Below are 13,534 nucleotides of genomic sequence, written 5' to 3' on the forward strand. Positions count from 1 at the left end.
GCAGATTACGTGCTTTTTTTGTTTTGTTTGGGACTTCTCTTCCTGACTCAGGAAGACATACATATCTCCTCGCTTGACTTGGTTATACTAACTTTGGAGGTATTTTCTATGCAACAAAAAAAATGGGGCTTTTGGGTACTAACAGCTTTCGTTGTCGGTAACATGGTTGGCGCTGGTATTTTCATGGTGCCAAGTACGTTGGCACAAACAGCAAGCCCACTCGGTGTCACTTTAGCTTGGTTAACTACAGGGTTTGGTGTTTTAATGCTAGCTCTTGTTTTCGGTAATTTAGCAATTCGTCGTCCTGATTTAACGACAGGACCACAAAGTCATGCATATGCTTTATTCTCAACACCAAAAAAGAAAAAAATGGCTGGCTTCAGTATGGTATGGGGATATTGGGTTGCAAACTGGGCAAGTAACGTTGCCATCATTACATCATTTGCGGGATATTTATCACTCTTCTTCCCAATTATGAAAGATACACGACTACTATTTTCAATCGGTTCGTTTAACATAGAAGTCGGGAAGCTAATTACATTTACTATTTGTTCCATCTTACTTTGGGGAACTCATATTATATTAACAAACGGTGTAAGTGGAGCTGGAAAACTAAACTTCTTAGCAACAACAACGAAAGTAACTGGATTCCTTTTATTCATCGTCGTTACGTTATTTGCATTCGAAGCTTCTAAGTTTGGACAATGGTACACACCGATGATCGATAAATCAGGTGTATCACACGGCCTTCTTTCACAAGTAAACTTAGCTGCTCTTACAACACTTTGGGCATTTATCGGAATTGAATCAGCTGTTCTTTTATCAAACCGTGCTGTTTCTCCAAAAACGGTAAAACGTGCAACAGTTGCGGGATTACTTATTACAGTTGCAATTTACTTAGGAATTACAATTTTAACAATGGGTGTACTTCATGTTGATAAATTACAAGCTTCGGAACGTCCATTAGCAGATGCGCTAAACGCTGCAATGGGTCATGGAGGCGGGAAATTGATGGCATTACTTGCTCTTACTTCCCTGTTCGGTTCTATCTTAGGCTGGATTTTATTAAGCTCAGAAGTACCATATCAAGCAGCAAAAGAAGGTTTCTTCCCTTCCTTCTTCACAAAAACAAATAAAAAAGGAAGTCCAATTTACTCATTACGATTAACAAACATTATGTCGCAAGTGTTCTTATTCTCAACATTATCAGGAACAATTGCGGAAGCTTATACATTCGTTATTACCGTATCAACACTAGCCTACCTCATTCCATATCTCGTTTCACCAATCTTCCAGTTAAAACTAGTCGCTACTGGTGAAACATATAAAAATGAAATGCGGGCAAGAATTACAGATGGTATAGTCGCAGTAATCGCACTCTGCTACGCACTATGGGTTATTAAAACCGGCGCATCCGATATAAAAACGTTCCTTCTCGGAATTGGTTTATTCGTAATCGGATTTGCTTTCTATCCATTAATGAATCGTGATCAGAAAAAAAATAACGAAAAGAAAAACGGGCAAGTTGCATAACGCAATTTGCTCGTTTTTTCTTTTGTAAAACATATATAATAGAACAAAGAGGTGAAAAACATGTCAATCGAATCGCTATGGAGCAGTCGCTTCCAACAACATATTCAAAATATCATTACATACTTTGCACGTATGATTAACGGTTTACTATATAGCTTCATCTTTATTTCATGCGTTGGTGCATATTATTATGCCCAGTTTCTAAAAGCATATCCTTCTAAAGGAATATCTTTACTACTCATAACGATTGTACTTACATTCATTATAACGAGATGCCCTATCCGTACATTTATTCAAAAACCTGATGCTGTCTATTTACTTGCATTAGAAGAGAAACTAACATCCTATTTCAAAAAATCTCTTCTATACAATTACATCATTCAGCTTTTTCCATTATTATTTACTTTCCTTATTCTCGTACCACTTGCTATGCAATCATTGCAATTAACTGTACCTTTTTTATGTACAATCTTTATCGTGTTAATGATTACGAAAGCTTGGAACATGTATATACATTGGATCTGGCGTGATAGTCACGAAAAAAACATATGGCTGATCATTCGTATTACTTGTAACGCCTTAATCATTTACATGCTGTTTTATTCCGCGAATGTTCTCATATTGGGTGGATTACTCTTATTACTTGCTTTCTTGCTTATATACACGAAAAAACAGCCTACAAAACGAATACCGTGGGATTACATAATCGAGCAAGAAGAAAAAATGAACGTTCGTTTTTATCAATTCGCTAGCATCTTCACCGATGTTCCGCAACTGAATAAACAAGTAAATAAAAGAAAATGGCTTACAAATTGGATTGAACCTTTATTACATAAAAAACGAGCAACTTTCTTCTATTTACATACACTCGCATTTTTACGTGGGAATGATTATTTCGGTATATATATTCGCTTAGGATTGATCGGTGCCTTCGCCTTATATTTTATACCAAACATATACGTAAAAGGCGCTATCGCTTATATCGTTCTATATATGATCTCTATGCAGCTTCGTTCACTATGGAAATATTTTTCGGGAAATATTATTGTAGCATTGTATCCAATCCATACTGAAAAACGAATGAATCAATTCCTTCGCTTAATCTTTATATTGTTAAGTATTCAACTCATTGTATTTTCAATTGTTATACTCCTTGCTACAGGACAATTTTTACATAGCCTTATCATTATGATTATCGGGTTACTCTGGATCAAATTTATTATTGTACCAAAAACGAAGCAACGCGTTTCTTCGTTTTAACGAAACGAATTACCTTAAAAGCCAAGGAGAAAATGAACTGCGCCCCAATTGTTAGACTGTGTCTAACAATTGGGGCGCAGTTCAAAATAAATTATCTCCTTGGCTTTTTTATTTTTCTTCCTCAAACAAGAATCACTGAAACAACCGATATTTTATGATTTTTACATACAAAAACGATAATACATGTTTACATCCTAATAAAAAGGGTATGTATTAAATTAACAGGGCAAAGGAACTGGAGGGAATGAAAAAATACGAATTAAAGTTTCACTTTATAAAAGGCATTGCTCAAGGATGATTCTGGAACCGATACTATAATGTAAGGAGCTGACTGCAATGAGTAAAAAAATTGCTATTTTAATAACGGATTATTTCGAGGACACAGAATACACAGATCCGGTAGAAGCTTTTAATCAAAAGGGATATGAATTAACAACCATCGAAATGGAAAAAGGTAAAACGGTACACGGTAAGCAAGGAAAAAGTGAAATCGTGATTGATAAAAGTATTGATGATGTTTCTCCAGAGAACTTTGATGCCCTCTTCATACCGGGTGGATTTTCCCCGGATATACTTCGTGCAGATGAGCGTTTTGTACGCTTTAGTAAAGCATTTATGGATGCGGAAAAACCCGTTTTCGCTATTTGTCACGGCCCCCAACTACTCATTACTGCACAAGCACTTGAAGGACGTGATGTAACTGGATATAAATCTATTGAAGTCGATTTAAAAAACGCTGGCGGAAACTTTCACGACAAAGAAGTAGTCGTATGCCAAAATCAGTTAGTCACAAGTAGACAACCGAAGGACATCCCAGCTTTTATTGAAGAATCGTTACGTATATTAGGATAGTTATTATAGGTTAACCAAAGTAGCTAAATGACTACTTTGGTTAACCTTTTTATTTGTATGAAAAGCCAAAAAAACTCATTTTCAATGATTTTGTGAGACGCCCTCTTTTCTCGTCCCAAAATTTCTTATCACTTTTCATAAACAGTTCTCATATAGTGAAAATGACTATATAATTCCTATCCATAAGTTAAATAATGATTTCGCACATATATAAATACACAAGATGGGAGCCTTATTTATGAATAACAATCCACCTTCAACGCCCCAAGACAACTCCGAAAACAATAGCCGTGACATTACACTGCAAACATTAAGAGTCATCGGACTCGTCGTCCTTATTAGTGGTTATATCCTCGTCGCTCTCTCTGAAGTAGGTGAGCTGAAAGTCTTATTAACAAATCCAAATAGCAATCCTGATTTAGCTGAAGTTGATCCGTTCTAAAAATTATATAAAAAGCGAGTCCCAGTATAACTGGTTCGCTTTTATATAGTTTCATCCAATTTGAGAAACATTTCTCTCATCCTCATACTTCTCCTTCCCTATCGCTTTCATAAATAGTAAAATACTGCTCATACCAACGATAAAGTACAGAGCACTCATGCCCCAAGATGCAATAAATGAACCTAGCATAACACCTAATGCCCCGTTCATTTTTGCCACTTGAAAGACCATTCCGTTAATCGCCATATAAGAACCTCTCGCCTCATTTGGCACCATATCTGCCATAATAGATTGACGCACTGGCACATACATCATCTCGCCTACCGTTTGGAAAAGCCCTGCAATTAATAAAATCCATAAACTATTGCTCGTTCCGAGTATTGTAAAGCCAATCGTGTAAATGAATAAGCCTACATATAAGATTCTCAAATCGTTAAAGCTTTTCAGCAATTTAATAAGAAGTGCTGAACATAACACAACTAAAATTGTATTCTCTGCTGATATCCAGCTCAGCATTCGAATACCCGTTAAATCAAACGTAAAACCATTACCGAAGAAAAATTGTACTGTTTCAAATTCCTTCTGCAAACGGACTCCTAGATAATTATTAATTTGAAACTCTAAAGACAATGTACATATACTTGCTGCACAAAAAATTAAAAACGCTTTATCTTTCATTACAACTTTATAACTATCCGCCATATCTTTTAATACATTTTTCTTCTCTACTGTTTTTCTAGCTACATACACCTCTTCCATATATACTGCCATTACATATAGAGTAATAATAGCAACAAGAGTTAATACGATAAACAATTTTAATCTATAGTTTTCAAATAGTAATCCACCAAATATCGCTCCGATTGCAATGGATAAGTTAATAGCCCAGTAGTTTATGCTGTACATCACTTTTCGATTTTCAGGTGTACTCACATCAATTAACATCGCCTCTGTCGCAGGATTCATAAGTCCAGACCCTAAACTATTCACTAACATAAACACAAATGTTAGCCATGGTGAGTCAACGTAATCCGAATTCGCAACTCCCATACAAGCAATGGAAATGACTTGTATACTTTGACCGATAATCATAACCTTTTTACGCCCAAGCCGATCCCCAACATATCCACCGTATAAACCAATTACTAATGAAGCTATGACATTAATAAGTAGTAAAGCACCAGCAATCACACTACCTAACTTTATTGAAAAATAAATCGCCATAAATGGAAAAATCATCGTGGACACAGTACGTGTTAAAAACGAAGTTATAATTCTAATTTTTATATTTCGATGCATACTCCAGAATCCCATTGTTTCCCCTCCTTATGCTTACTTATTTTACTTTGAAAAAAAGGAAGAAAAAGGTTAGAATATTCTAAAGAGTTTCCCCTTTTATAATAGAAGGAAGTGTATATATGAAAATTATGGACTATTACATTAGGCTAAGACTACATGCACAAGATCAACAACATATGCGAAATAGCTTACAAGAATTAGCGGATGTTTTATATTGCAGTACGAAAAACGTAAAGATTTTATTAAAGAAAATGAGCGAGGAGCAATTAATTAGCTGGACTCCAGGGCGAGGCCGCGGAAATAAAACGGAAATTCTATTTATACATAATTTCGTAGAAGCGATTGAGTCCTATACAGATGAACTGTTAGCGCAAGAAAAATTAAAAGATATCTTTCTTCTTTTAAAAGAACCCCTACCCCTTGCACTTCAAAAAAAGATAGAAAATAAACTACATCATCATTTTGGATACGAACCTTCAAATGATATGTACGACGTATTAAAGATTCCTATATCGAGAAAGATATTCCCATTAGATCCGGCTTTTGTGGCTGTAACTACAGAGAGCCATCTTACGAGTCAAATTTTTGATACGTTAGTCGTCTATAACGATGTTACTGAAAAAATGGAGCCTCACATTGCGCATACGTGGGAATTAAGTGCAGATGGACTTACGTGGACCTTTTATTTACGAAAAGATATATATTTTCATAACGAAACAATTTTAACTTCTAAAGATGTACAATTTTCATTTGAAAGACTAAGGCAAGTTCAATCCCCTTTCGAATGGTTAACAGAAGAAATTATTCAAATTGAAACACCATCACCACTGCAAATTCGATTCCATTTAGCAAAACCAAATTTATTTTTCTTACACTATGTAAGTTCCATGCAGCTCGCTATTTTACCGCGTGATACGAGTATTCAAAATCATCATTATATAGGTACTGGACCTTTCAAGCTTGCTCATTACTCTGAAGATAATATCGTACTCGAAGCGTTCACCCATTATTTTAAAGAGCGCGCGTTATTAGACCGTATTGAATTTTGGGGTATTCCTGACCATGTGCAAATAGATGCTGATTATGAACTACCAAACGAAGAAGAAAATGAAAGGTACGACATACTAGTAGAAGAAATAGGCTGCATTTATGCTGGCTTTAACTTTACAAAACCTGGTCCCCACCACGACATTTACTTCCGAAAAGCTTGGAGAGAAATATATGATGTTGAAATGATACTTCGTAACATAGAGGGTAGACGAACAATTGCTGCATCAAGCTTCTTCCCTGAAAGAAGTCGCCAAGCTTCTAAAAGATCTTACTCTTTAGAAAAAGCGAAAGAATATTTAAAAAAGAGCACCTATAATGGAGAAACGATACATATTTACTTCTTCGCATTTAAAGATAGTGCAAATGATGCATATTTCCTAAAAGAACAATGTGAAAGTTTAGGTATACAAGTAGCGCTTCACCCATTTCCCGTTTCAGATTATATGGATCGCTCTATTGATAAACATGCCGATATTATTTTCATGGGAGAAGTGTTTGCTGCCAATCATGAAATTGCATTCTTAAATGTATTTAAAAATAAAAGTTGCTTCGTAAATCGGTTCATGGACCCGCACTACGAAAAACAAATTAATTGTTTACTTGATACATTTTTATTAGAAGAAAATAAAGAGAAACGCTATGAGCTCATGTATAAGATCGAAGAATTTTTACAAACAGAACACATCATTTTATTTAACTATCACGTTTTAAAAAGAAAAACATATCCTTCTTCTTTAAAAAACGTAACAATTGATTCATTTGGTTGGGCAGATTTTGCGAAGTTATGGATACAACCATCCACGTATTAAAGTGTGAGTTTTTATAAAAAGAGAAGGTACTACCTCCTTAGTAGTACCTTCTTCACATACAAATATAAACTACTATTTAATTACTCCATCTAAATGATCTTTCAAGTTCAATAAATATTGCTCTATATCCGGATTCTTCACCACATCATAACAAGCAAAACTCTTTAACGGACTCATACCGAGAAACTTCTGCACGCGGTGTAAATGACTAAGCGTTGATTCTAAACTTTCTCCTTCAAAGAACTTCGTCTTATCTCCAAATGCTTTTTCAGGTGCATTCCAAGTTGTAGAGAACATATACTCTTTCTCTTTTAATAAACCACCTGTTCCATATTCATCTGCACCTTTAAAGAACAAACCGTATTCATATACTTCATCCATGTACGTTTTAAATAATCCTGGAACGCTAAACCAATAAATTGGTGTTTGATAAATTACAACATCGGCCCATAAAAATTTATCTTGTTCTTCTTTCATATTGTAACCATCTTGAATCGTTGTTGTTTTCACATGATGATTCTCTCCTAATACAGTAACCATATAATCAACTAACGTTCTATTTAATCGTCCTTCTTTCGTACCGTATTTTTCATGTCCATTTATAATGAATATATTTTTCATCGCTTTTCTCTCCCCTATATGATCTACTCTTCAGCTATTAAGCCGAGTTGCTGCTGTAGTGTAAGATTATCTTCTAAATGCCAATCTTCCGTTATCTTTCCGTCTTTCACATGTAAAATATCAATTGCAAAAAAATTGATTTTCTTCCCATTATGCGTTCCTGTAAAAGAAAGACGGGCTGTTACTTTATCACCAACAACTAATAAGTCTTCAATCTCACAATGTATATCAGGAACGACTTTATGAAAATTTTGCGCTGCAAACTTTAATCCTTCAACACCTTGTGGACGGCCTTTTGGTAACGTATTATCGAAGAAACTTTCGGTAACAGTCTGCGGAATAAGTTCCTCCTTACCTGTATTCCAAAATGCATAAAAACGCTGCGCTGCATGAACCATTTCTGTCGCTTTCTCTTTACTTAGTGAAGAATCAATTGTCATTGCTTTTGGCTTTGGCATTTCTTTTAATAACTGGACTTCAGTTTTTTCCTCCACACCACATGCTACAAGTACAATACAAACAACAAACAAACTAAGAAATCTAAACAACTTTTTTATCCCCATGAAAATCACCTCCTCTTCATCTAAACCCTTTGTATTTCGTATTGCTATTGTATATTCACTAGCTTCCTTTATGGAAGTAGTGATATTTTTTTCATATAGTTACTAAAAGTATAGTTTTGTGGTACTATAAAGCAAATTCATTCAAAAAATTTTATGGAGGCTTGTTCCATGAACAATATAGATCCAGTTGAATTAACGAAAGGTTTACCTGGCATACCTTGTCCTATCGCTAAAACGCTTGATGTAATTAGTACAAAATGGACGTTTCTAATCATTCGTGATCTTCTTATCGAAGGAACATTACGCTTTAGTGATTTACAAAAATCAATGGATGGTATTAGTCCAAAAACATTATCGCTTCGACTAAAAGAATTAGAATCTCAAGGCATTATAACGAGAAAAGTATATCCAGAAGTTCCGCCTCGTGTAGAGTACACATTAACAGATAAAGGAAAGCAATTAGAGGGGATTTTTATTGAACTAAAACGGTTTGGGTTAAGTTTATAAAATGAAACTTTAATCAGGATAAAACAAAAACCCCTTACCGTCGTAAGGGGTTTTATTACTTAGCAAAACTCTCGGCCAACTGTTTCTCTCTCCACATAAATGTAATGCCGAGACCAACTATTAAAACGACTCCTGAAAATGCATATGGATAATGAATATTCATATCAAATAATATTCCGCCCATCGCTGGTCCTGCGATATTTCCTAAACTCGTATAAGTCGAGTTCATACCAGCAACGAATCCTTGCTCTTTTCCAGCTGCTTTTGATAAAAACGTCGTTAAAGCTGGACGAAGTAAATCAAATGCTAAGAAAATGAAGCAAGTAACGAGAAGTACAATCCAATAATTAAAGACTACAGTTGAGACGAATGCTAATACTGCACCTACAATTAAACATATTTGAATTAACACTTTCTCACCGAACATGTCTACCAATTTGCCAAACATAAATACTTGCACAACTACCCCAAAGATTGAACTAATTGTAATAATTGCTGCGATATCTTTCGGCGAGAAGCCAAATTTATGATCAGAGAACAAGCTAAACACTGTTTCATACGCTGATAATCCGAATGCGAGTACAAATACGATAATGAATGCAATTGCATACATTGGATGTAATGATTTCTTTAAATCACCAATAAAACTTGATTCCTTCGTATTAGAAGAAATCTCTGCAAGTGCTTCTTTCGTTAACGGTTCTTTTAAAATAAAGATCGAAATCACACATGCTATAAAAGCAATTACTGCTGCAACGAAAAACGGCACACGTATACCGTATTCTGCAATAAATCCGCCGATTCCAGGACCTATAATGAATCCAGTACTAATAGCCGCAGATAAGTATCCCATCGCCTTTGGACGTTCCTGAATAGATGTAATATCCGCAACATATGCCGTAACACCAGGCATAATAAAAGCAGCACTAATTCCGCCTAATACCCTTGCTACATAAAGCATCCATACATCTTTTCCTAATCCAAAAAGAAGCTCTGAAACACCAAAAATAAATAATCCAATGATTATCATTTTCTTTCTACCGTAAAGATCAACCCACCGGCCTGTAATAGGTGAAGTAATGAGCTGTGCCATTGCAAACACTGCAACGAGATATCCCATCGTCTTCCCTGTTAAACCCATATCATTCATAAAGGACGGCATAACCGGAATGATTAATCCAATCCCTAAAAAAGCGATAAATATATTACTCAAAAGAATGACCAATACCATCTTTTGTTCTTTTATCGGTTTCTTCACTTTTTAACACCTCTTCCCGTAAGTTCCTCTCAAAAAATAATGCCCAAGAAGCTTTTTCTCTATCCTTCTATTTGTGGGCTAGTCATGAGTAGAGATGCCCCCTACTCGTTAGAATTTCACACTATCCTTCCACACATACATACGCATTAGGTGAATGACTATCATTCAGTTTTCCTCAAAAATGAACCTACCTTTTCAGACAGGTTCATCTCACTATTTCTTTATATGTAGTGCATGTGTTAAAAAATCTAGTACTTCTGCCTTTTGTAGCTCGACTTGCTCATCATCTTTATGATCATATAGATACACTTGTTCCGCTGCTGATTCAACTAGAGCGATAAATAACTTCGCTGTTCGCTCTGCGTGAACCGAATCACGAATTTCACCAGCTTCTTTTGCCTCATTTAAAAATTCACTTAGCCACATATAAAGGGGCTCATACACAGCTTCCCATTCTTTTATATGTTCTGTAGATGCAAGACCAGCATACATTAAAGCTTGTATTTCACGATATTCAGCTATAAAGTGAAACACCGCATCTATTACTTGCGTCACTTTACTTGAGAAAGGCGCATCGTTTTGCACTTTTTCTTTCACTGCAAGTATCATCTTTTCAACCATCACTTCTGCTATTGCAGGCATAACAGATAACTTAGAAGGAAAATATAAATAGAAAGTTCCTTGCGCAATGCCAGCTAATTTCACGATATCAGAAATCTTCGTTTTTTCGACGCCCTTTTCCTGAAACACTTCAATAGCTGCATAGACAATTTTCTCTTTTTTATTCATCATCTAAACCCTTTCACACGCATATTGAATGACTGTCACTCATTTTATAAGATAATCGATTGTACTGTCAATGATAGTGAACTCTAAGAGGAAATCATTTTTTTATAATAAAATCTCCTAATAAACAATTAGGAGATAAAAATACAATATACCTTTAAGAAAGTGCCTTTAATCCTGTCACTCCACATACAATAAGAAACACACTAATGATACGCGCTTTACTTTTCGACTCACCAAACAAGAACATGTTTAACAAAACTGCACCTGCTGTTCCGATACCAATCCAAACCGCATATGCGACACTTACTTGTAAAAATAAGAAGGAAGTATACAAAAATGCGAAGGATGTAGCAAACCCACCTATATAAATCGCACCATTGGCTAATGTCTTATCTTTACTATACATTTTAAGTCCTATCACACCGACTATTTCACTAATTGCAGCACAACATACGAAAAACCAACCCATTTTTAAGCAGCTCCTTCCACAGTTTCTTCTTTATTGTCAGCTAACTTTAAACCGATAACGCCGGCTACTACCATAAGAATGAAGAATAGTTTGCCTGCGCTGAAACTTCCACCGAAAAGAAATACATCCATTAAGAAAGTACCTACCGTACCAGCTCCAGCGAAAACAGCATATACAGTTCCTGTTGCAAGATGTTCACACGCTTTAGAAAGGAAGTGAAAATCAACAGCGATAACTCCTAAAATAATAATCCAATGCCACCAAGTATTAGCCGTATTAAAACCAAACACCCAAAAAATTTCAAAGATACATGTTAATATGACATATAACCAAGCTCTATTTTTCATACCTCTCACCTCTTATGACTGACTATCAGTCATTTTTATTTTAAAAAAATATACTCTTTCATCAATACTATATTAACCACTATCATCCTCATTTACCATTGTATTTGTTCCATTTCTAAGCTAACTGCATTCTGTCACATAAAAATGACTGAATGTCATTCATAAATATTGTACACGAATATTTTATAAACTGTCAATGATGAAAGATTATTTAAATTATCGTTCATCCGATTGTATATTTCTCAATAATCTGTCAATAATATTAGTAACATAATATTTTCTCCACTCCCCCTTGGAGAGATCCCTTTAATAGAGCAGTTAGCTTTTGCTAGCTGCTCTTTTTAATTTGTCCGCACACGATGATGAAATACTCATAGATCAAATCTATTTTTCATCACATAACAACATCTATTTATTTTCCAATGAGCACTTGTATGCACTAATTTTATTTTCGAGCATCTTCTCTGTAACTTCTAAGTTTTCTCTTTGAATCTGAATAGACTTCTTATGATCTTCTAGGAGCTGTAAACGCGCTTCGGTTGTATGCTCCCCTTCTGTATATAATCTAGCGTATTCTCTTATTTTCGCTATTGGCATTTGCGTTTGTTTTAATTTCATTACAAACTGCAACCACTTTATATGTGACTCTTCGTAAAGTCGATTTCCATTTGTATCGCGATTTGCCATTAATATATTTTCTTTTTCATAATAACGTAGTGTATATGTGCTCACTCCTAATAATTTTGCTACCTCGCTAATTGTGTACATACTAAAACCCCCTCCGCATGCCATTTATCCTCATACATTTTACGATCTTATCAAATTTATAAAAACCATTTGACTTAGAGTATACTCTAACAAATACAATCTAACCATAAATTAATTTGAACTTAGGAGGATTTTATATGAAATACACTGTTATTACTGGTGCAAGTTCCGGAATTGGTTATGAAGCAGCTTTAACATTTGCATCTCGCGGAAAAAATTTAGTACTTGTAGCTCGAAGACAAGAAGAATTAAACGGATTAAAATTGAAAATTAACGAAATGTATCCCGAGTTGGATGTTATCATTCGAAGAACTGATTTATCTGTCACTGAAGATGTTTATAAACTTTATGAAAGCCTACAAGCCTTTCAAATTGAAACATGGATTAACAATGCTGGTTTTGGTAATTTCGCCTCAATTGCTGAACAAAATTTAAATAAAATAGAGACTATGCTGCATGTCAATATAGAAGCACTAACAATACTCTCTTCCCTTTTCGTTCGAGATTATTCAATGGTTGATGGAACACAGCTTATTAACGTTTCATCGGGCGGCGGATACACGATTGTTGCTAATGCTGTTACGTATTGCGCTACAAAATTCTATGTAAGTGCATTTACAGAAGGGCTGTCTCACGAACTGAAGGAACAAGGCGCAAAACTGCAAGCAAAGGTTTTAGCTCCTGCTGCAACTGAAACAGAATTTGCGAAACGTTCATTTGATATTGATGAATTCCAATACGATAATGTTGTACCAAAATTCCACACTGCAAAACAAATGGCACAATTTATGCTCGATCTTTATGATAATGATAAAGTTGTAGGAATTGTCGACGGTTTAACGTATAACTATGAACTTAAAGATCCACTTTATAATTTTGCCGTGAGACAAACGAATTCAAATGCTTGATAACATCTCCATTTCTTATGAAATATATGTTCCCGCTATATATGTAAATAATAGTGGGA

At 35.1% G+C, this 13,534-nt stretch carries 15 protein-coding genes; 7 read left to right on the forward strand and 8 right to left on the reverse strand.

Features of this window, described 5'->3' with window-relative positions:
- Positions 1–108 precede the first annotated feature (108 nt).
- The 4 genes from C4S65_RS25325 to C4S65_RS25340 all read left to right on the forward strand — a co-directional run bounded on the left by C4S65_RS25325 (position 109) and on the right by C4S65_RS25340 (position 4,087).
- Positions 109–1,533: an amino acid permease gene (locus tag C4S65_RS25325; protein ID WP_001186292.1), complete on the forward strand. Its 1,425-nt coding sequence runs from the start codon at positions 109–111 to the stop codon at positions 1,531–1,533.
- Positions 1,534–1,593: 60 nt separating this feature from the next.
- Positions 1,594–2,793, forward strand: a complete 1,200-nt coding sequence (locus C4S65_RS25330) for an ABC transporter permease (RefSeq protein WP_086406518.1) — start codon at positions 1,594–1,596, stop codon at positions 2,791–2,793.
- Between the two features lie 336 nt (positions 2,794–3,129).
- Entirely contained in the window at positions 3,130–3,645 is a 516-nt protein-coding gene (locus C4S65_RS25335) for a type 1 glutamine amidotransferase domain-containing protein (RefSeq protein ID WP_086406519.1), read from the forward strand.
- Between the two features lie 238 nt (positions 3,646–3,883).
- The gene (locus C4S65_RS25340; protein ID WP_001063872.1) at positions 3,884–4,087 is read left to right on the forward strand and encodes a hypothetical protein; all 204 of its coding nucleotides are present in this window, start codon (positions 3,884–3,886) and stop codon (positions 4,085–4,087) included.
- Positions 4,088–4,138: 51 nt separating this feature from the next.
- On the opposite strand, the gene C4S65_RS25345 is transcribed toward C4S65_RS25340, so the two are convergent.
- A complete protein-coding gene (locus tag C4S65_RS25345) occupies positions 4,139–5,401 on the reverse strand; it encodes an MFS transporter (RefSeq protein ID WP_086406520.1) in 1,263 nt (420 codons plus the stop codon).
- 104 nt (positions 5,402–5,505) lie between these two features.
- Here C4S65_RS25345 and C4S65_RS25350 point away from each other — a divergent pair, with 104 nt between their 5' ends.
- Positions 5,506–7,245, forward strand: coding sequence for an SgrR family transcriptional regulator (locus C4S65_RS25350; protein WP_086406521.1), 1,740 nt, complete (start codon positions 5,506–5,508; stop codon positions 7,243–7,245).
- A gap of 72 nt (positions 7,246–7,317) precedes the next feature.
- Here C4S65_RS25350 and C4S65_RS25355 read toward each other — a convergent pair whose 3' ends face one another.
- Positions 7,318–7,866, reverse strand: coding sequence for an NAD(P)H-dependent oxidoreductase (locus C4S65_RS25355; protein ID WP_000789194.1), 549 nt, complete (start codon positions 7,864–7,866; stop codon positions 7,318–7,320).
- Positions 7,867–7,889: 23 nt separating this feature from the next.
- Entirely contained in the window at positions 7,890–8,429 is a 540-nt protein-coding gene (locus C4S65_RS25360; protein ID WP_061667616.1) for an ester cyclase, read from the reverse strand.
- Between the two features lie 168 nt (positions 8,430–8,597).
- On the opposite strand from C4S65_RS25360, the gene C4S65_RS25365 reads away from it, so the two are divergent.
- On the forward strand, positions 8,598–8,936 hold the full coding sequence (locus tag C4S65_RS25365) for a helix-turn-helix domain-containing protein (protein WP_001059470.1): 339 nt from the start codon (positions 8,598–8,600) through the stop codon (positions 8,934–8,936).
- Between the two features lie 55 nt (positions 8,937–8,991).
- On the opposite strand, the gene C4S65_RS25370 is transcribed toward C4S65_RS25365, so the two are convergent.
- The 5 genes from C4S65_RS25370 to C4S65_RS25390 form a co-directional block, all read right to left on the reverse strand.
- Positions 8,992–10,194 (reverse strand): MFS transporter, encoded by a 1,203-nt coding sequence (locus C4S65_RS25370; RefSeq protein WP_086406522.1) that lies wholly within the window; start codon positions 10,192–10,194, stop codon positions 8,992–8,994.
- 213 nt (positions 10,195–10,407) lie between these two features.
- A complete protein-coding gene (locus C4S65_RS25375; RefSeq protein WP_001996782.1) occupies positions 10,408–10,986 on the reverse strand; it encodes a TetR family transcriptional regulator in 579 nt (192 codons plus the stop codon).
- 151 nt (positions 10,987–11,137) lie between these two features.
- Entirely contained in the window at positions 11,138–11,452 is a 315-nt protein-coding gene (locus tag C4S65_RS25380; RefSeq protein WP_000539667.1) for a multidrug efflux SMR transporter, read from the reverse strand.
- 2 nt (positions 11,453–11,454) lie between these two features.
- Entirely contained in the window at positions 11,455–11,799 is a 345-nt protein-coding gene (locus tag C4S65_RS25385) for an SMR family transporter (RefSeq protein ID WP_000796020.1), read from the reverse strand.
- 408 nt (positions 11,800–12,207) lie between these two features.
- The gene (locus C4S65_RS25390) at positions 12,208–12,591 is read right to left on the reverse strand and encodes a MerR family transcriptional regulator (protein WP_003306379.1); all 384 of its coding nucleotides are present in this window, start codon (positions 12,589–12,591) and stop codon (positions 12,208–12,210) included.
- Positions 12,592–12,704: 113 nt separating this feature from the next.
- Here C4S65_RS25390 and C4S65_RS25395 point away from each other — a divergent pair, with 113 nt between their 5' ends.
- Entirely contained in the window at positions 12,705–13,475 is a 771-nt protein-coding gene (locus C4S65_RS25395) for an SDR family NAD(P)-dependent oxidoreductase (protein ID WP_000878084.1), read from the forward strand.
- The last annotated feature ends 59 nt before the right edge of the window (positions 13,476–13,534 follow it).

Source organism: Bacillus sp. ok061, from assembly GCF_900108285.1.
Lineage (GTDB): Bacteria > Bacillota > Bacilli > Bacillales > Bacillaceae_G > Bacillus_A > Bacillus_A thuringiensis_S.